This window comes from Bacteroides ilei, assembly GCF_900128495.1.
GTDB classification, from domain to species: Bacteria; Bacteroidota; Bacteroidia; order Bacteroidales; family Bacteroidaceae; genus Phocaeicola; species Phocaeicola ilei.
The window spans coordinates 3,042,303-3,061,874 of the sequence record NZ_LT635801.1; the positions used below are offsets into that span (position 1 = coordinate 3,042,303).

General features: G+C 44.1%; 14 protein-coding genes. 3 read left to right on the forward strand and 11 right to left on the reverse strand.

All coding sequences use genetic code 11. The features are described 5' to 3' along the window. Window positions 1–7 precede the first annotated feature (7 nt). The 5 genes from BQ7489_RS12895 to miaB all read right to left on the reverse strand — a co-directional run bounded on the left by BQ7489_RS12895 (window position 8) and on the right by miaB (window position 4,402). Window positions 8–808 carry an undecaprenyl-diphosphate phosphatase gene (locus BQ7489_RS12895; protein ID WP_072531333.1) on the reverse strand — a complete coding sequence of 267 codons (801 nt, stop codon included), beginning with the start codon at window positions 806–808 and terminating at the stop codon, window positions 8–10. Next, window positions 805–1,065, reverse strand: a complete 261-nt coding sequence (locus tag BQ7489_RS12900) for a DUF3098 domain-containing protein (protein WP_072531334.1) — start codon at window positions 1,063–1,065, stop codon at window positions 805–807. Before BQ7489_RS12900 ends, BQ7489_RS12895 begins: the two co-directional genes overlap by 4 nt. Window positions 1,066–1,098: 33 nt before the next feature. Further along, window positions 1,099–1,968 (reverse strand): cell division protein FtsX, encoded by an 870-nt coding sequence (locus tag BQ7489_RS12905; protein WP_072531335.1) that lies wholly within the window; start codon window positions 1,966–1,968, stop codon window positions 1,099–1,101. Between the two features lie 6 nt (window positions 1,969–1,974). Next, on the reverse strand, window positions 1,975–2,871 hold the full coding sequence (locus BQ7489_RS12910) for a class I SAM-dependent methyltransferase (protein WP_072532190.1): 897 nt from the start codon (window positions 2,869–2,871) through the stop codon (window positions 1,975–1,977). A 157-nt stretch (window positions 2,872–3,028) separates the two neighbouring features. Next, complete coding sequence (gene miaB, locus BQ7489_RS12915; protein WP_072531336.1) at window positions 3,029–4,402, reverse strand: tRNA (N6-isopentenyl adenosine(37)-C2)-methylthiotransferase MiaB; 1,374 nt, start codon at window positions 4,400–4,402, stop codon at window positions 3,029–3,031. Between the two features lie 119 nt (window positions 4,403–4,521). On the opposite strand from miaB, the gene BQ7489_RS12920 reads away from it, so the two are divergent. Further along, entirely contained in the window at window positions 4,522–4,887 is a 366-nt protein-coding gene (locus BQ7489_RS12920; protein ID WP_072531337.1) for a hypothetical protein, read from the forward strand. A gap of 63 nt (window positions 4,888–4,950) precedes the next feature. Continuing rightward, on the forward strand, window positions 4,951–6,447 hold the full coding sequence (locus tag BQ7489_RS12925) for a butyryl-CoA:acetate CoA transferase (protein WP_072531338.1): 1,497 nt from the start codon (window positions 4,951–4,953) through the stop codon (window positions 6,445–6,447). Between the two features lie 249 nt (window positions 6,448–6,696). Here BQ7489_RS12925 and BQ7489_RS12930 read toward each other — a convergent pair whose 3' ends face one another. Next, window positions 6,697–7,860, reverse strand: a complete 1,164-nt coding sequence (locus BQ7489_RS12930) for an IS4 family transposase (RefSeq protein WP_072529683.1) — start codon at window positions 7,858–7,860, stop codon at window positions 6,697–6,699. Window positions 7,861–8,068: 208 nt separating this feature from the next. Here BQ7489_RS12930 and BQ7489_RS12935 point away from each other — a divergent pair, with 208 nt between their 5' ends. Next, window positions 8,069–11,296, forward strand: coding sequence for a S41 family peptidase (locus BQ7489_RS12935; RefSeq protein WP_072531339.1), 3,228 nt, complete (start codon window positions 8,069–8,071; stop codon window positions 11,294–11,296). Between the two features lie 96 nt (window positions 11,297–11,392). Here BQ7489_RS12935 and BQ7489_RS12940 read toward each other — a convergent pair whose 3' ends face one another. The 5 genes from BQ7489_RS12940 to BQ7489_RS12960 form a co-directional block, all read right to left on the reverse strand. Continuing rightward, on the reverse strand, window positions 11,393–12,469 hold the full coding sequence (locus tag BQ7489_RS12940) for a glycoside hydrolase family 53 protein (protein ID WP_072531340.1): 1,077 nt from the start codon (window positions 12,467–12,469) through the stop codon (window positions 11,393–11,395). 22 nt (window positions 12,470–12,491) lie between these two features. Next, window positions 12,492–14,933, reverse strand: a complete 2,442-nt coding sequence (locus BQ7489_RS12945) for a glycoside hydrolase family 2 TIM barrel-domain containing protein (protein WP_072531341.1) — start codon at window positions 14,931–14,933, stop codon at window positions 12,492–12,494. Window positions 14,934–14,972: 39 nt separating this feature from the next. Beyond that, entirely contained in the window at window positions 14,973–16,028 is a 1,056-nt protein-coding gene (locus BQ7489_RS12950) for a glycoside hydrolase family 53 protein (protein ID WP_072531342.1), read from the reverse strand. 346 nt (window positions 16,029–16,374) lie between these two features. Then, the gene (locus BQ7489_RS12955) at window positions 16,375–18,648 is read right to left on the reverse strand and encodes a hypothetical protein (protein WP_162617809.1); all 2,274 of its coding nucleotides are present in this window, start codon (window positions 18,646–18,648) and stop codon (window positions 16,375–16,377) included. 30 nt (window positions 18,649–18,678) lie between these two features. Beyond that, window positions 18,679–19,560, reverse strand: coding sequence for an Ig-like domain-containing protein (locus tag BQ7489_RS12960; protein WP_072531344.1), 882 nt, complete (start codon window positions 19,558–19,560; stop codon window positions 18,679–18,681). Window positions 19,561–19,572 lie beyond the last annotated feature (12 nt).

A 19,572-nucleotide genomic window follows, 5' to 3' on the forward strand; every position in this document is an offset into this window, starting at 1 on the left:
CAATTTATTATACCAGACTGGTAATGACGGTAATGATACCTGCTATAGCACAGTAGATACCGAACCAGATCAGTTTCCCTTTCTTTACTATATTGATCATCCATTTGCAGGCTATACATCCTGAAATGAATGCAGCCATGAATCCTATTACAAGCGACAGAGTACTTATGTCGGCACTTGCAGACGAGGCGTCTTCCATAATCTTCATTCCGTCGAGCAAGGCTTCTCCCAGAATAGGCGGGATAACCATCAGGAACGAGAATTGTGCCAAGGATTCTTTTTTGTTTCCCAACAGGAGCCCGGTGGCGATGGTGCTGCCTGAACGTGACAGGCCGGGCATTACGGCACATGCCTGTGCTATTCCGATAATGAATGCGTCACGTATGCTGATCTTTTCTTTCTGGCGTGGCTTGGCATAATAGGAAAACGTGAGCAGGACTGCTGTCAGTATCAGCATACAGCCGACAATGAGCAAGCCTGATCCGAATATTTCCTCTACCGTGTCTTTGAAGAAGACTCCGACAATGCCGATCGGTATCATGGACACAATGATGTTCAATACATATTTCGTTTCATCGTTCATCTGCCATTTGAAAAGCCCTTTGAATATCCAGTCGATTTCTTTCCATAGGATAACCAAAGTGCTGAGTACGGTAGCTACATGTACGACGATAGTGAATGTGAGGTTTTCCTCCCCTTCAATTCCGAATAATGCGGATCCGATAGCCAGGTGTCCGCTGCTGCTTACAGGCAAATATTCTGTCAACCCCTGCAGGATTCCCAGGATTAACGCTTCAAACCAACTCATTCTGTCTTATTGTTTTCAGGGTTATCGGATGAAATATCTTTCGGTTTGCGTAGGATACCGTAAATCATGAAAATGAATCCCAGGAAGCACACTACTGGAGCAACCTTGATACGGCGTACACTGAATATATCCGGTTCGAAGGTGGTTTCGGTCGATCCCGGACCTGTCATAAGCAGAAAGCCGATGATAATGACCACCATACCTGCAGCCAGCAGGATGAAGTTTGTTTTATCAAAGGCAAAATTCTTTTTGTCCATATTGATTGATCTTGAATTTAAATGATTATTCTACTATTTGTAATAAAGTTCGCTTACTTTCATTTTCAGGTATTTGTTGATTGAAATCAAAGCACACAGGCTGGTGATGATGACTCCGAATACAAATACCGATCCCATTACCGTGAGCATTACCTGAGGGGTGACTACCGCCAGCAGGTCGGGCTCATAATTGACCAATGCATAAGCCATCCCGATCAGTGCGGCATCTGCTATGAGGGCCGCCAGAATACCTACCCATATATTCCGGAGGATAAACGGCCTCCGGATGAATCCCCAGCTTGCCCCAACCAGTTTCATGGTATGGATGAGGAAACGTTTGGAATATACTGCCAGACGGATGGTGTTGTTTATCAAGGCAAAGGAAATGAGTGTGAGCAGAGCTGCCAGGCCAAGTAATACCAGACTGATTTTCCGGATATTGCGGTTGACGGCATCAAGCAGGTCCTGGGGATAGTTTATTTCCATGACATGCTTGTTTGAGAGGATGTCCTCTTTTATCCATTCGATACTGTCGGAATTGGCATAGTCGGCATTCAGTTTCACTTCTATGGAAGCCGTGAACGGATTATATCCCAGAAATTCGGCAGGATCGGTGCCCATGGCTTCCGTCTGCTCCTTCAGGGCCTGTGTCTTTGAAATATAAGTGGTTTCCTTTACGTACGGCTCTGCGTCCAGTTGTTTCTGGTAATTAAGGATATCCGGTTCTTTCATGTCATCGCTGATAAGGATGGAAAAGGCGATGTTTTCACGTACATATACAGAAAGGTTGTTGGCTGTAAGTACAAAGAACACAACCAACCCAAGCAGTAACAGAACCAGCATGGTGCTGATGCTGGATGTAATGAACTGCATGTCAAAAAAGGAACCTGTTTTTTTCCTCATATCCTTTTATTTTTTACGGAATACATAAATCATGGAACTGCTACGTTCTTTCTTAGCCAGGGAAGCAAACCAAGCCTTCAGTCCGGTAAACATTCCCGAGAGGAACGTGCAGCGCCGTCCAAGGTATTTCTCCGATAGCATGGAAACATAAAATGCGTCGAACGGCATCGGATGCAGGCCGGAGAGCTTGAATCCGTGTTTGGCTCCGAATTGTTGCATGACGGAAGGGGTGAAATGCCATAAATGGCGGGGTACATCGTAAGCCCCCCAGAATTCTTTGTAGTGTCTGGCATCAAAGGAACTTGGATTAGGGACTGCAATGATGAGTACTCCCCTCTCCTTCAGGATGACAGAAAGCCGCTCCCAAGTTTCATTCAGGTTCTGCAGATGTTCCATTACATGCCAGAGAGTGATCACATCGAATGATTGTGGAGGGAAGGCATCCAATGCTTCCGGCCCCTTCACGTCAAGATTGAAATGTTCTTTGGCAAAAGTGCGGGCCTGTTGGCTTTTTTCGATAGCAGAAACCTCCCACCCTTTTCCCGCCATAAAATGAGGGAAATAACCGGTTCCGGTCCCGATGTCCAACAGCTTTCCTCGGCTGGTATCGCAGTTATGCCTGATAAGCTTTGCCTTTCGGGATAGCATGACCTGTCTTACTCCATGATAGACCTTGTTCATCAGTCCTTTATGGGTGTCGGAATGTGAAATGTAGTCGGGAGATTCGTAATACCGTCCGATCACATTTTCATCCGGAGCATTTTGGGTGAACATGAAGCCGCAATCCTTACACCGGAAGATCTCGAACGGTTCCCCCGTAGCATAATGGTCAGTACAGATCATGACTTTTTCAAAACGGCTTTTTCCGCATAGCGGGCATATATCGATTTTCAGTATATTCACTTCATTCCCTAATTTGGTGCAAAATAACAAATTTATCGTTTATCCGCTTATTCTTGTTAAGGTTCTTTAATAGTTTGGGCAGTATAATCTTGCTTGCGGACAGATAAAAAACAGCCTGCCGTATTCTGCGGCAGGCTCTTTCTATTTTAACTGATATTTATTCTGTTACTTCAACTCCTTTCAGGGTAGCCGAACTGCTTTCAGTTATTTTTACTTTGACAAAATCTCCGATACGGTGGGTTCCCCGGTCGAATACGACCACTTTGTTTTGTTCTGTACGACCGAAGAGCTGTTCCTTCGACCGTTTGGATACGCCTTCCACCAGAACCTCAAAGGTCTTACCTATATCCTTGGCATTGCTTTCGGCCGAAAGCTGGTTCTGGAGTTCGATCATTTCATTCAGTCGCCTGATCTTCACTTCTTCCGGAATGTCATCAGGTAAATGCTTGGATGCATAGGTTCCCGGGCGTTCCGAATACTTGAACATGAAGGCTGAATCATAGGCACATTCACGCATCAGTGAAAGTGACATCTGGTGGTCTTCTTCCGTTTCCGAATGATAGCCGGTGAACATATCCGTACTCAGACCACAGTCTGGGATGATGCGACGGATTGCAGCTACCCTTTCCAGGTACCATTCACGGGTATATTTACGGTTCATGAGTTTCAGTATACGGCTGCTTCCGCTCTGTACCGGAAGATGGATGTGCTTGCATACATTCGGGACGTCCGCAATTACATGCAGGGTTTCATCGCTCATGTCTTTCGGGTGTGAGGTGGTGAATCGTATACGCATTTCGGGTACGGCTTCTGCTACGGTACGTAGAAGCATCGGAAAGGTGACTACTTCCCCATCCTTTTCAAAGCGGTAGGAATTGACATTCTGTCCCAATAGGGTCACTTCCTTATAGCCTTTTTGTCGGAGGTCGTGCACTTCGTTCAGAATACTTTCCACATCACGGCTCCGTTCACGGCCGCGGGTATAGGGAACGATGCAGTAATGACAGAAGTTATTGCATCCCCGCATGATGGATACGAATCCTGAAATGTGGTTGCCGCATATCCGTGACGGTATTACGTCCCGATAAGTTTCGGTTGTGGAAAGCTCCACATTGATGGCTTTCTCTCCCGCTTCAACCGATGCTATCAGGTCGGGCAAGGTCAGGTATGCGTCCGGTCCTGCCACCAGATCCACGTGATGATTCTCGATCAGATCATTTTTCACCCGTTCGGCCATACATCCCAATACACCTACAATCAACGGTTTATGCTTTTTTCTCAGGGAATGGAAAAATTCCAGGCGGTTCAGGATTTTCTGTTCGGCATTGTCGCGTATGGAACAGGTATTCATGAATACGGCATCGGCTTCCTCCAGATTGTCGCAAGGGGAATAGCCTGCCATCTGCATGATGGATGCGATAACTTCACTGTCGGCTACGTTCATCTGGCAGCCGTAAGTTTCTATAAACAGCTTCTTTGATTCTGGTTCGGTTGCGGATTTAAAGTCCGTTCCCGGATGTTGGTTTGTCATATTGTTATGTTATTATTTAATAAATTTCGGATGCAAAGATACGGGTTTATCGGCTAAAATCTATGTTATGTTATATTTATTAGTATCTTTGAACAGAACCTTAACATTTTAATAACCTTATGAGTGATATAATTCCCATACTTGTTTTTGTTTTGATAGCCGGATTATCTGTATATCAGAGTTATATGAAAAACCAGCGGAAACGGGTCGGGAAGATGTCTCCTCGGAAGCCGGCGGAGCAACATGTTCCGGAAGGAGGAGAAGAGGTGGTTCTGGTCCGGGGGCAGAGGGTATCGGGTTCTGATAAGGAAAGTGTTGCACTTGGTCCTACAGTTCCTGGAGAGAAGAAAATGAGGAAGATGCCCGAACGGCCTTCCCGGGAAATACAGTCTGTGGATGATCATAAGAAGATAAGGCTGGACAGTCCGTCGGATGCACGTCGTGCCTTTATTTATTCGGAAATATTCAACCGGAAGTATGAATAGTGATACCGAAATTTCATTTTGATACTAATATCTGTAAAACTAAACATAAAAAACCTTTATACTATGAGTTACAACTTCATGACGGCAGCAGAAGCTGCCAGCCTCATCAAAGATGGCGATATAATTGCCCTGAGCGGTTTTACTCCGGCCGGCAGTCCTAAGGCTGTTACTGCAGCTTTGGCGGTACAGGCTGAGGAGAAACATGCGAAGGGCGAATCTTTTCAGGTAGGCATTATTACAGGAGCGTCTACGGGTGATTCTTGTGACGGTATTCTGGCGCGTGCGCATGCTATCAGGTTCCGTGCGCCTTATACTACGAACGTGGATTTCCGCAAGGCTGTCAATAATGGGGAGATCAATTATACGGATATCCATCTTTCTCAGGTTGCCCAACGTTTGCGTTCCGGTTTTTTGGGACATGTGAATACGGCGATTATAGAGGCTTGTGAACTGACCGCCGACGGACGTATTTTCCTGACGGCAGGGGTAGGTATTTCGCCTACAATCGTACGTCTGGCCGATAAGGTAATCATAGAGTTGAATGCGGCTCATAGTAAGAGGATGATCGGCATGCACGACTTGTATGAGATGGAACGGCCACCGTTCCGGCGTCCGATACCGATTGTACATCCAAGCGACCGTATCGGCCTTCCTTATATTCAGGTGGATCCTTCGAAAATTGTCGGAGTGGTTGAGGTCAATTTGCCGGATGAAGCCCGTGGCTTCAGTGAACCTGATCCCATTACTGATAAGATCGGCCGGAATGTGGCTGAATTCCTTGCGGCAGATATGAAGCGTGGCATTATACCTTCGACATTTCTGCCGTTGCAGTCGGGAGTAGGAAATATCGCGAATGCGGTGTTGAGTGCGTTAGGTAAAGACCAGAATATCCCTCCGTTCGAGATGTATACGGAAGTTATCCAGAATTCTGTAATCAAGCTGATCAAGGAAGGAAGAATCAAGTTCGGTAGTACATGTTCTCTGACTGTTACCAATGATTGCCTTCAGGACATTTATGATAATATGGATTTCTTCCGTCATAAACTAGTGCTTCGTCCTTCCGAAATATCCAATTGTCCGGAAGTGGTGCGCCGTCTTGGTGTCATTTCCATGAATACCGCTATTGAAGCTGATATTTATGGTAATGTGAACTCTACGCATATTTGTGGAACTAAGATGATGAATGGTATCGGAGGTTCGGGAGACTTTACCCGCAGTGCCTATATTTCTATTTTCTCTTGCCCGTCGACAGCTAAAGGCGGTTGTATCAGTTCCATTGTACCGATGGTTTCACATCTGGATCATAGTGAACATTCGGTTAATGTGATTATTACCGAGCAGGGTGTAGCCGATTTACGTGGAAAGAGTCCGATGGAGCGTGCCAAGACTGTAATCGAGAATTGTGCCCATCCTGACTATAAACAGCTGTTATGGGATTATCTGAAGATTTCAAACAAGGGACAGACATGGCACAGTCTGTCGGCGGCTTTGGGAATGCACCAAGTCTTTCTGAGGAAAGGGGATATGCGCCTGACAGATTGGAGTGAATTTGACCACTAATTGTTCAAATAGATTTAATTGTTGACCGACTTATCACCTGATGTGTTTCAGGTGATAAGTTTTTTTATGCCATTTGATGGAATTATATTGTTCATAATTATTGTGATAAAATTATTTAAATCTGTTCTAATTATTCCCTTAATTTATTGTATATAAGTAATATATATTTATTGAACAAGATGTTGAAATCTTATTCACATATTTCGGTTTATGGTTAATATCACTACTGTCCACTAAAAATGGACAAGGTTAAAAATTAAATAAATTCGATTCACTTGAATCATATCGGTCTTTGACATTTTTGAAATTCGATTTGTCAAACAAGTCACTGAGATGTGTTTTGTCAGTTAGAGAAATTCCGAGAATTTGGAGAACTTCATAGATGCTGCGTTCTAATTTCATATCGTGTTGGACTATTGCTACTAGGCAGTAAGTGATTATCGCACAATAGATTTGTATGCGTACAGCGTTTTCCGATGTTCCCCAAAACTTCTTAATTCTGAGGTGTTGTTTTATCCATTTGAAGAACAGTTCAACACTCCATCTGTTTCGATAAAGCGATGATATTAACTCCGCAGATGCATTAAGATTATTCGTCAGAAAGATGTATCGTGTACCGTCTTCAGGATTCTCAACGATGAGTTTTCTAAGTTCTTCGGGGTAATCCTTAGAACTTTTATAAACCGTAAAGCAGCCGATTACATCCGAAACTACACCTTCCGGCAATCTTCGTTTCCAGGTTTTAGGCTTGATCCGTACATTTGTTTTGGCTCGTACAACGAAGAAAGCGCCTATACGATTTATTGTATTAAGGTTGCTGAAATCGTTATACCCTCGGTCGAATATGTAATGCGCTCCTGATTCGTATGGAATCTCAGACATAGCCTTTGAATCGTGAATATTGGCAGATGTAATATGCACAAATGCAGGTACTTCCGCTTCAATATCGTAGAGCGTATGCAACTTTATTCCGCCTTTATGTTTGCGAAATTTAGCCCACTCAAACACTGACAGGCACAGATCAATCGTTGTAGAGTCAAATGCATAAACATGACCGTCAAGTTCGAATATTTTATTGATTCTACGCTTGCGAGCCTCGGCAATCATGAATGTTGCGTACTCTTCGAAGATGCGGTAGTTACGTTGCTCATTAGCCTTACTAAGATTGCTCCGAGTTACAGACTTCCCGATTCCTAGATGGTAAAGTTTTCCAGCATGAGCTTCCATAGCCACAATCAAATCTCTGAGACTCTCTCGATTAGATAGCTGACCGAACATCATCGTAAGTAGTTGATTCCAACAGGTATAGCTTTTGATATATTTATCGCCTTCATACTTTGTAACGATACGATTGAATTTACTTCGGTCAAGGAACTTAACTAATTGGGCAAAAATATATGGGTCTTTATGCATAACGGTCTGAAAATTACCACAAAAGTAAATTCAAATCCGTTCTCTCCAAAATCCCCTATAACAAATTGAATTTCAATAATTTCAAGGAACTTCTATGATTTTTTAGTGGACACTAATGGGTTAATATAGAAAAATCTATATTTCAGGGTATCCTGTTAAACTATAAATGAATAACTTTGCTTGTGATAAGAGATTAAGTTTTTGAGTTATGAAAAAGGAATTTTGTTTTATGGTACTTGCGGCAGGACTGACCGTTCCTGTGCATGCGGATGAAGCTCGTCTGCTTCGTTTCCCTTCTACCAATGGAACCGATGTGGTGTTCACTTATGCTGGTGACTTGTATCGTGCTCCATTGTCGGGCGGTGAGGCACAGCGTCTGACTTCTCATGTGGGGTATGAGATTTTTCCCCATTATTCTCCTGACGGTAAATCGATTGCTTTTACGGGACAGTATGACGGTAATACGGAAGTGTATCTGATGCCGGCTGACGGTGGAGAACCGCAGCGCCTGACTTATACGTCTACGAACAGCCGTGATGATTTGGGAGACCGTATGGGGCCGAATAACATTGTCATGACCTGGTCGCGCGACGGTAAGGAGGTTGTTTACCGTAACCGTATCGGAGATAGTTTTCAGGGTAAACTTTGGATGGTAGGCAAGGAGGGGGGTATGCCCGAAGCACTTCCATTGCCTGAAGGAGGGTTCTGTTCTTATTCTCCGGATGGGAAGAAGTTGGCTTATAACCGTGTTTTCCGTGAATTCCGTAGCTGGAAATATTATCGTGGAGGTATGGCTGACGATATCTGGATTTATGATACCGAAGCCAAGAAGGTGACTAACGTAACCAATAATGTGGCTCAGGATATTTTCCCGATGTGGATAGGGGACGAAATTTTCTTTGCGTCCGACCGTGACATGACGATGAATCTGTTTGTTTATAATACCAAAACCGGGCAGACAGAGAAGGTTACGGAGTATACCGATTACGATGTGAAATTCCCGAGTTCGGACGGAAAGACCATTGTATATGAACATGGAGGTTACCTTTACCGTTTGGACCCGAAAACCCGTAAATCTGAGCAGATTCATATTACTTTGAACGGAGAAAATGTATATGCCCGTACAGAACAGAAGCATGTTTCTGATAATTTGACAGCTGTAAGTCTGTCACCTAATGGAAAACGTCTGGCTGTAACTGCCCGGGGGGAAGTCTTTGACGTTCCGGTTTCAAAAGGAGTTACCCGCAATATCACCCGTACTCCAGGAGCACATGAAAGGAATGCCGACTGGTCGGGTGACGGTAAATACATTGCCTATATTTCTGACCGTACCGGTGAAACCGAAATATGGCTTGAACCAGCAGAAGGGGGAGAACCTGTGCAGCTGACTAAAGATAATGATACTTATATCCGTAGTTTCGGGTGGAGCCCTGATAGTAAAATGATTCTGTATACTGACCGTAAGAACCGTATTGTTATGGTTGATGTGGCTTCTAAGACCAAGAAAGTGTTGATGCAGAATCCTGAAGCCGAATTCCGGGATGTTGCTTTCTCTTCCGACAGCCAATGGATTACATATACAAAACCGGCTTCGAATGATATGTCGGTAGTATATATCTATAACTTGAAGTCGGGTAAGGAATATGCAGTGACGGAAAAATGGTACAACTCTTCCGAGCCTACATTCAGTTCTGATGGAAAATACTTGATATTCAGCTCAGATAGAGATTTCAATCCTATTTATGGACGCCTGGAATGGAATCATGTGTATACTCGTATGGGTGGTATCTATCTGGTTCCTCTGGCTCAATCCACTCCGTCTCCGTTCCTGGCTGAAGACGTCGCAGGGACAGATACAGAAGAAGAAACAGCGGTTGCGGCAGACAAGAAGAAGGGCAGCAAGGAAGAAAATGCCGGAATGAAGGTTGATACAGACAATATGTATGCCCGTATCATCAAACTTCCGTTAGATGCCGACAACTATTATAATTTTTATTCGGACGGAAAGACTATATGGTATCAAAGCAAAGGGGATGTTCATGCTTTTGACCTGGATAGTCAGAAGGACGAACTGGTTGTAGAAAATGCTATGCTGGCAGGAAATTCCGGTTCGGATAATGTGGTCTATTTCCAGAAGAATAAGTTGTATGTATCTAAGTTCTCTACCGGAAAAACCACTTTGAAAGATCCGGTCGACTTGTCGGACATGGTGGCCACCATTGACTACAATCAGGAATGGGCACAGATCTTTGATGAAGCTTGGAGAGCCTATCGTGACGGATTCTATCTGGAGAATATGCATGGAGTAGACTGGAAAGCAATTAAGGCCAAGTATCAGGTTCTGGTTCCATATGCCAAGACGCGTTTCGACCTGAATTATATTATCAGTGAGATGATCGGTGAATTGGCTTGCGGTCATGCTTATGTCAATCCGGGTGAATGTAAACGTGCGGAACGTATTCCGATGGGATTGTTGGGAGCGGAACTGAGCCGTGATAAAAGCGGATATTACCGTATTGACAGAATTATTCCGGGAGCACCTTATAGCAAGAGCTTACGTTCGCCGTTGGCTGAAGTTGGTCTGAATATCCATGAAGGAGACTATATCACCGCTATTGACGGCGTATCGACTGCTACAGTGGACAATATCTATAAACTGTTGATAGGTAAAGCTGATGTTCTTACAGAGCTTACAGTCAATACACAGGCAGCCGACGGAGGACGTAAAGTGGTGGTTACGCCTACCGATAATGAATATCCGCTATATCACTACAATTGGGTGCAGAAGAATTTGAAACGGGTAGAAGAAGCGACACAGGGTCGGGTAGGATATATCTATATTCCTGATATGGGTCCTGAAGGATTGAATGAATTTGCCCGTTACTTCTATCCTCAACTTGATAAGGAAGCGTTGATTATTGATGACCGTGCCAACGGTGGCGGAAACGTTTCTCCTATGATTATTGAGCGTTTGCTCCGTAAGCCATATCGTATGACCATGTATCGTACTTCGAGCAAGAACGGGACTATTCCCGACGCTACCCAGTATGGTCCGAAGGTTTTGTTGATTAATAAGTATTCAGCATCTGACGGTGACTTGTTCCCATGGAGTTTCAAGGCCAATAAACTTGGAACAGTGATCGGTACCCGTACGTGGGGTGGTATTATCGGTATCAGCGGTTCTTTGCCCTACATGGACGGTACAGATATCCGTGTTCCGTTCTTTACCAATTATGATGCAAATACCGGTCAGTGGATTGTTGAAAACCATGGTGTAGATCCGGATATCCTGATTGACAATGATCCGGTCAAGGAACAGATGGGAGAGGACCAACAGCTTGAAAAGGCTATAGAGGTAGCTTTGGAACAGTTAAAAGACCGTAAGCCGTTGCCTAAGACACCGGCTCCCCGTACGTTCAAGGATTTGGGTTTATAAATATGTCTTATAGATAGACAATATGAGAAATCCCCGGATGGATATTATGTATTCCAACCGGGGATTTTTATGTATGGACAGGGATTATGTGAAATCTTATTTTGTGAAAGCATCCATGATAGGGGTAGGTTTTCCGTCCTTGAATGCTCCCATATCATATCCGCCGTTCCATCCGGACGATTCCGGTTCCCAGTAAAAGACACCGGCACAGTCTTTGATCTGGCGCGCACCGTCCATAAATTCCTTCAGAACCTGAGGTGATTCGGCTGAAGGTTGTTTGACGCCGACTTCGGCAATCATAACCTTTACACCGTATTTCTTTGCCCATTCTTCAGTATGTGTCAATGCCAGACGGTTCATTTCCTGCCATGTCTTGTCCGGATTGGTCTGCGGATAATGTGATAATCCTATCATATCCATTTTTCCTCCATTTTCTTTGAATTGGTCAAACCACCATGTCTGGTCATCCCAGGCATTATCGATATGGATGATAACGATAGAGTGGGGGAATACAGCCTTTACAGCATCGTATCCGGCATTTACATACCCTACCAGATTCTTGAAGTTTTTAGGGTATTTTATATGTTCACTGGTCGAATTCTGTCCTTTTACATCTTTTTCCTTGACATCGTAAGCTGCACCGCTCAGATTTACGTTTTCATCCCACAATAGTCCCGGACGGATTTCGTTTCCGACTTGTACCCATTGTGGGGTAATTCCTTTTGCTTTCAGTGCTTTCAGTATGTCTTGGGTATGGGTAGCCAAAGCTGTCTTGATTTCTTCAAAAGATTTGTCTTTCCAGGCTTTAGGTTTGAATTGCTGGCCGGGATCTGCCCACGAATCACTATAATGAAAATCAATCATGATAGGCATTCCCAATTTGTGGGCCCGTTCTGCTTTTTCCAATACATCTTCTTTTCCGTTCCAACCGTCTTTAGGGTCGACCCATACGCGTAGGCGGATGGCATTTACTCCCAATTCCTTCATCAACGCCGTACATTCGCGTTCTTCTCCTTGATAGTTGTAGAATTTTTCTCCTCTGGCTTCCATTTCCGTTATCCAGCTGATATCAGCCCCTACAGCGAAGGAAGGAGTTTCTGGAGTATCCTGTGCATAGCTTTTAAACATAGCCAGTACTCCTAATGCCAGTGTCATCAGATAATGTCTTTTCATGCTTTGTAATGATTAAGGTTCGTTATTTAACTGATAATGTAATTTTTCCTGTCTTTACGCCATCGGCCGAAGCTTGCAGTTCGGCTGTTCCTCCTTTTTCACCGGCTTGTATAATAACGGTAAGCATACCACTGAAAGCATGCATGCGGGGCAGGTGGAATAGATCGAGGCAAGTGGCGTCTCCGTTGGCTGCCGCACGGTAACTTACAGCTCCTTTGACTTTGAACTTGACCAGACGGCTGTCGGTAGGACAGAGATTTCCGTCTTTGTCGACCACACGTACAGTGATGTATGCCAAATCTTTTCCGTTGGCGGTAAGTATATTGCGGTTAGCTGTAAGTTCCAGATGATGAGGCTTTCCGGCAGTACGGATTATTTTTTCTTCTGCCGGTTTCCCTTGTTCATCGTAAGCCACTACTTTCATTTCCCCTGGTTCATATATGGCGTTATACCACATCAGCCGATAACGGTTTTCTACGCTTTGATTGTTTTTGGTCTGTTTTCCATAACTTTTCCCGTTAATGAACAGTTCGGCAGACGGATAGTTGGTATAGGCAAAAACGGGTACTTTTTTCCCTTCATTCCCTTCCCAGTTCCAGTGAGGCAGGACATGCAGGGTCTTTGCTTTTTTATTCCAGATACTCCGGTAGAGGTAATAGCGGTCTTTCGGAAGAGAAGCCAGGTCAATGATACCGAACATGGAGCTGTGATTGGGCCATGCATCTGTATCGTACGGACTGGGTTCACCCAAGTAATCAAATCCGGTCCAGACAAATTGCCCTAATGTCCAGTTATGATCGTCGGCACGTGCGAAGTCGATGTCTGGAATGTTAGACCAACTGCAGTATTCCAGATCGTAAGAAGAGCATTGGTGGTCTTCATATTTGGCATCTGACTTTTTCTCTACAGGTAGTTTATATACACCTCTTGAACTGACAGTAGATGTGGTTTCTGAGCCCAGAATCAAGTTCTGGGGCAGACGTTCGTAAGCTTCGTCGTAGCGGTGAGCACGGTAGTTGAATCCCGGAATATCCAACATGGCAGCAAACCCGTTGTCAAGTACGCAGCTTACTTGATCCATACCACAGGTTACCGGTCGGGTAGGGTCTTCCCGGTGACAGATATCCTGCAGGAATTTGGCAACCTTGTATCCTTCAGGACTGCATTGGGTTGGAACTTCATTTCCGATGCTCCACATTATCACGCTGGGATTGTTACGATAATGCCGGAGCATGTTGACCATATCTTTTTCTGCCCATTCATTGAAATAACGGTGGTAACCGTTCTTGCATTTGGCTATATCCCATTCATCGAAAGGTTCCAGCATCATCATGAATCCCATCTCATCGCAAAGTTCCACCAGTTCGGGAGCAGGCATATTGTGGGCAGTACGGATAGCGTCACATCCCATGTCTTTCAACAATTCCAACTGATGACGTAAGGCTGATACGTTGATAGCTGCTCCTAAGGGACCCAGATCGTGGTGGTTACATACTCCCTGGAACTTACGGTGCTTTCCGTTCAGGTAGAAACCTTTGTCGGCCACAAACTCGATGGAGCGGATACCGAAACGGGTAGTGTAGGTATCTACCAGTTTCTTTCCCGCATAAATCTTTGAAACGGCTTTATATAGTACAGGTGATTCGGGTGACCATAGTTCCGGTTTTTCGACAATGAAATTTTGTGTGAAAGGTTGACCGTGATTGATATAGCCTTTGTTTACTTTACAGGAAACGACTTTCCCTTCTGGAGAAAGGATTTCAGTTCGGACCTCCAGCTCCGTCTTTCCGGCATTTTCAATGGTTGTTTTCAGACAGACGGATGCATAATCATTGGATACATGTGGAGTTGTCAGTTGGGTTCCCCACACCGGGACATGGATACTGTCGGTACTGATTACATGCACATTGCGGTATAGTCCTGCCCCTGGATACCAGCGTGACGATTGCGGTTTGTTCTCGAGCCGGACAGCCAATACATTGTTCTGTCCATCGGGATTGACCAGATCAGTAATATCGCAATGAAAGGAGTTATATCCGAATGGCCAGAAACATGCTTCCTTGCCATTAACATATACACGGGCTTCACTCATAGCGCCATCGAATACAAGTGTTGTCTGTTTGCCAGGTTCGGTATTGAACATCGTGCGATACCATCCGACGCCTACGTAGGGAAGTCCTCCTGTCCGTCCGGTTTTGACGGAAGCAGTCTTTTCCAGATTTTGTGTAACGGCTACGTTCTGCAAGTCGTTATTACGGTCGAATGGTCCGTAGATAGCCCAATCGTGCGGTACGGTGACATTCTGCCATTGTCGGTCGTCATAATTCACCGATTCGGCTCCGGAGATTTCACCTTTGCTGAATTTCCATCCTTTTTCCAGCATCTGTTCAGTGCGCTGTGCATAAAGTGAGCTGATTGTTCCCAGCAGGAAACAGACTACGTTTAAAAGTTTTCTGTACTTCATATGTCTCTTGTTTTTGTTTTTCAGGTTTTGGCCGGAAATTTATTTGAAAGCGTTGAAAGCTTGTGTCGGATAACCTTCGTTGTTGAACATTCCTTTAGTATATCCTTTCCATCCACCATAACATTCGGGTTCCCAGTAGAATATACCGGAGCATCCAGCGGTTGCTTCTGCTTGTGATACGAGATAGGTCATAAAGCTTTCAGCATCTTTGTCGTCCCAGGAGATTCCCGTTTCACAGATAATGCAGTCAGTACCGTATCTGGCTTTCAGTTTCCGAATATTCGCTATGCAACTGTCGGTCATTTGTTTCCAGTCTTCTCCATTGTAGGTATCCGGATAGAGTGACATACCGATCAGATCCCATTTACCTCCATTGTTTTTCAGAATATCGAAAAGCCATTCAAAATTGTCATAGATGTTTCCCCGGTCATTGTGTACAATAATTTTTGTATCGGGATAAATTTTTTTTGCCGCGTTATAGCCTGCTGTCACAAGTTGTGCGAATTGCGTCGGATGCTTGTCGGCTTGTCCGTCGGGATAAAGCATTCCGTTGCGGGTTTCATTTCCTACCTGCACCCATTCTACTTCAATATCTTCTGCTTTCAATGCCGACAGGATGTCTTGGGTATGTTCGGACACTGCTTCTTTGAGCTCTGTAAAGGAATAACTGTTCCATGCCGCAGGCTTGGTTTGATTGCCCGGATCGGCCCATGTATCGCTATAATGGAAGTCAATCATTATCCGGAATCCCAGTTGGTGTGCCCGTTTCGCTTTTGTCAGTACATCGGCTTTGTTGCACCATCCGTCCTGCGGATTGACCCATACGCGTAGTCGTATGGAATTTATACCCAGGTCACGTAATAGTGTCATACATTCTGTCGGAGTCCCTTCAGGAGAATAGAATTGTTTACCAGCCTGTTCCATTTCTGTCAACCAGCTAACGTCTGCACCTTTTGGGAAACCCTGCATGTCGTAGGTAGGAGTTGTTGTCTGGTCGGGAGACATATCGTTTTCATTGCTGTCATTGTTGCATCCTGTGAAGATGAATCCTCCTATCCATGCAATAGCAACCAGCAGTAATCGTGTGAATTTCATAATTGTTTTTTATTTTTTGTATGTTTATTTAAGGGATTTATGGGATAAAGATACTTAATAACATTGATTTATCTGGTTAAAAGTCATAAAATAATCGATGGAACAATATAAAAAAATTGGATCTTTAACGGGAATTTTGTCCGATCATTTATGGATTGTCCGATTGGTTATTATTGTGGTAGGAATCAAATACAATAATATTATTCTGGTAACCTGTCGGTGTGTATTTTAGTATGGAATTTAAAGAAGCAGTCCCGATTGGAGTAGTGTTTCCAACCGGGACTGTAACATGATCAATGTTCAATTGAAAGTAAATTTATTGTGATTTTTCATAAGTGTCGTAATCTTACCGATAGATATATTCTACAGGTGATTTTTTGAAACGGATAATACGGGTATTATTGGCAGCTGCACCATTGTGTTCAAGGCTTGCATTGTTTCCGCGTACCAACCATCCTTTGATTCCCGGATTATGACAGGCCAGCAGCAGCCAATTGCTGTTTATGCCGTTGCTGTTCCATTGACAACCTACTCCATAGAAAGTTAAAGGTTCGTCTCCATGTCCGGCTATGCTTCTGACAGAAAAGCTCCAGAGTTCTCCCAAGTCTTGTCCTTCAAGTTGTATGCCGGAGCGTTTTTCCAGGATGATTTCGCTACGGTTCTGCCTGTCTGTATCATCATTCTGTGGATAGAACCCTGTCCATTCTACAGGAATCGTAAAAGACGAGAATATATCGTTATAGTCATCGAACGAAGGCATTTCATAGCCATCGGGTGCCAATGCTGTGGTTTCTGTCGTATTGATGTGGTTGGATTCACTGTTACGCCAGTTGTTGAGTGTAATGGTTCCGTTGCGGTATACAGCTTTCAGTGCGATACCGTCATTTCCTTCGTAGGCAGCGTTCCATAAGTACAGGTATTCTTCCGACGAGCAAGTCTTGAGATATTCCTGTACCGTTTTTCCGGCCAGACGTGCCGGATCATTGGAACAGAGAACTTGTTCATTGAAGTCGGCTGAATTTCCTATAGCATTGTAACGGCACCACCATGTCCCGTTGAGATAAGTTACGGGGAGGCCGTAGTTACGCCGTTCCACTATGTAGGCTTCTGTTTCCTGCCTTCCGGAGATGGAGCGTACAACCAGACGGGCAGCTTGCTTGCGTCCATCGGCTTTCGGGTCATTGGGCTTCCATCCACCTATCACACGGTAGACGTTTGCGTTGTCTTCTGTCTGTTCTACTTTTATCCAAGGATCTTCATTGTCGAATTCAGCGACCAGTTCCATACCTTCGGGCATGATAAAACGTCCCAGTTCGTTGTCGATGTAGCGTCCGAAATCACATGTATAGTTTTGGCGGTCAAAATTAAGTCCCCCTTCCAGTTGGATCGGATTCTGTTCCAAAACTAAGGTTATGCAGTCTTCTGTATAGGATGCATTTAATCCTTTGCGTTGGAAAAATACCTTGACATTTTCCTGTGGATATCCCGGAGGAAGAAGTCGCTTGTGAAACAGAAAACGGTTTTGGTTGCCGTCTGCTGTTTTCTGAGTGACCGTTTCGACGGTAATATCCGGACTTTGGGTAGAAACGAATTCCAGTTCGTCGTCACAATTCAATGCCAATGTGAAGTCCATGGCTCTGCTAGGCAATGAAACCATGTCACCCGATTGTGATACTGTAACTCCTTCGGGCAGAATGGAACTATTCTTATCGACTGTAATATGACTGTCCAGATCGGGACGTAAATTAACATTTCCTCCGTCTTCCCATTCGGCTACTTCCAGCTTGATATCAGCCGACAAGGCATCCTTGCGTACTGTGAGTGTATAGACTGTATTGCGTTTCAATGTCGAGGGAAGTTCGACTTCTTTTATATACGTTTTTCCACCCATTTCCATTTCTGCCACAACTTTCAGTTGCGGGTTTTCCTGTTCGCAGACATAAGCTATTCCCAGCGAGTCCTGCAACAAAGGTTTCTGGAAATTGATCTGTATATCTTGGACGGGTACATTTTCAGGAGAAGCAGCTTTATCCTGTGGCAGCAGATAAGAAGCTTGCGCCATATTTTTCAGTGTCAGGCTCTTCATGGAAATGATGCCGCCGGCTCTCATCAGAAGATCGAAACGGGCTGTTCCATGTTTCAGCTTCATCGGCAGGACAGACTGGCCTTGATATTCTTTCAGGTTCAGTTTCCCTGAAAAGAAATGAGGGGCATGACCGTTTTCATACTGTATGGTTGTTTTCAGCCATTCTTTTTCTGTGATACCTTCTTCCTTCATTTGCTGCAGGTCTATTTTTTCTGCCGTATTGGCTAGCATATAAAGTGTGCCCGACATGTTTTTCAGTTTCAGGGAATAAGTATCCGAAAAATGATCCAAATCTGTATAGATTTGTGTCATCAGACCATTTTCAAACAGACATGCCTGGATGTCTTTGATCTCATTTTCATTTTCTAACGATGATATTTTGCCTTCTGTCTGAAAAGCTGCAATGCTGGTCTGTATAGTGGAGGTATTTTCCAATCCATTCTTTATGTTTTCGTGTTCATCGGAACACGAAAACATAAGAAAGATTGACAATACGATACTATAAAGGGGAAAGCAGTTCTTTTTATATGTCATAGTGACTGTTTGGTTAAAAATATATTATAATTATGGAATGATTTCGGTGTCATTCCCTTGTTCCCAATCCTCAAAACCGACTTTTACAACGATGTCTATATCGTTTTTACGTACTGTGACGGTATAGACTGTATTACGTTTCAGATTTCCTTCCAGTGTTTTTGACAGAGTCTTGTGCTGTCCGTCTATTACAGCCTCAATAGAGACTTCCAATCCGCTATTTTCTTGTTCATAGACATATAATACAGCCGGGGTGGAAGTTGTGAGTGGCGTATTGAAGGTAACCTCCATATCTTTACGGATAACGTTATCCGGAGATTTTATCCCTTCATCTTGTGGAAGCAGGTAAGCCGATTGGGCAACGTTGTTCAATGTGAGCCTTTCAATAGAGGCACTTCCTGTTACGTCAATGTTCAGGTCGAAGCGTGCTACTCCACGTTTCAGTGTCAAGGTTTGTGAAGGCTGGCCTTGTCCGTCCAGGTTTATGGATCCGGTAAATACATTGGCAGCTGTGCCGTTGTCCATTTCCAATATGGTTTTCTTCCATTCTTCTTCGCTGACATTTTCAGCCTGCATCTGCTGCATATCCAGCAATTCTCCTGTATTTGCTATCATGTAGACAGTTCCGTTATAGCTGTCTACCTGTAGGTTGTAGCCTTCAACTGTAGGTTGCAGGTCTTCAAATACTTTGGTCAGGATACCTTTCTCAAATACACATGCTTTCATGTCTGTTATTGTATTTTCTCCTTCAAGTGTTGTTCCAGCCCCTTCGTAGCCACTTTGTCTTGTAGTGATTAACAATGGACGGATTGTCTCGTTCTGGTTGCCGTTTTCCAAGTCCTCGTTTGAACATGCAGTAAAAGCCAATCCTAATAATACAACACTTGCCAATCCTAATCTTTTCATTTTCATCACTTGTCTTTT

Bases quoted from the DNA above. Each gene is read 5' to 3' on its own strand.
- BQ7489_RS12895 (WP_072531333.1), bottom strand. From the start codon at position 808: ATGAGTTGGTTTGAAGCGTTAATCCTGGGAATCCTGCAGGGGTTGACA.
- BQ7489_RS12900 (WP_072531334.1), bottom strand. From the start codon at position 1,065: ATGGACAAAAAGAATTTTGCCTTTGATAAAACAAACTTCATCCTGCTG.
- BQ7489_RS12905 (WP_072531335.1), bottom strand. From the start codon at position 1,968: ATGAGGAAAAAAACAGGTTCCTTTTTTGACATGCAGTTCATTACATCC.
- miaB (WP_072531336.1), bottom strand. From the start codon at position 4,402: ATGACAAACCAACATCCGGGAACGGACTTTAAATCCGCAACCGAACCA.
- BQ7489_RS12920 (WP_072531337.1), top strand. From the start codon at position 4,522: ATGAGTGATATAATTCCCATACTTGTTTTTGTTTTGATAGCCGGATTA.
- BQ7489_RS12925 (WP_072531338.1), top strand. From the start codon at position 4,951: ATGAGTTACAACTTCATGACGGCAGCAGAAGCTGCCAGCCTCATCAAA.
- BQ7489_RS12930 (WP_072529683.1), bottom strand. From the start codon at position 7,860: ATGCATAAAGACCCATATATTTTTGCCCAATTAGTTAAGTTCCTTGAC.
- BQ7489_RS12935 (WP_072531339.1), top strand. From the start codon at position 8,069: ATGAAAAAGGAATTTTGTTTTATGGTACTTGCGGCAGGACTGACCGTT.
- BQ7489_RS12940 (WP_072531340.1), bottom strand. From the start codon at position 12,469: ATGAAAAGACATTATCTGATGACACTGGCATTAGGAGTACTGGCTATG.
- BQ7489_RS12945 (WP_072531341.1), bottom strand. From the start codon at position 14,933: ATGAAGTACAGAAAACTTTTAAACGTAGTCTGTTTCCTGCTGGGAACA.
- BQ7489_RS12950 (WP_072531342.1), bottom strand. From the start codon at position 16,028: ATGAAATTCACACGATTACTGCTGGTTGCTATTGCATGGATAGGAGGA.
- BQ7489_RS12955 (WP_162617809.1), bottom strand. From the start codon at position 18,648: ATGACATATAAAAAGAACTGCTTTCCCCTTTATAGTATCGTATTGTCA.
- BQ7489_RS12960 (WP_072531344.1), bottom strand. From the start codon at position 19,560: ATGAAAATGAAAAGATTAGGATTGGCAAGTGTTGTATTATTAGGATTG.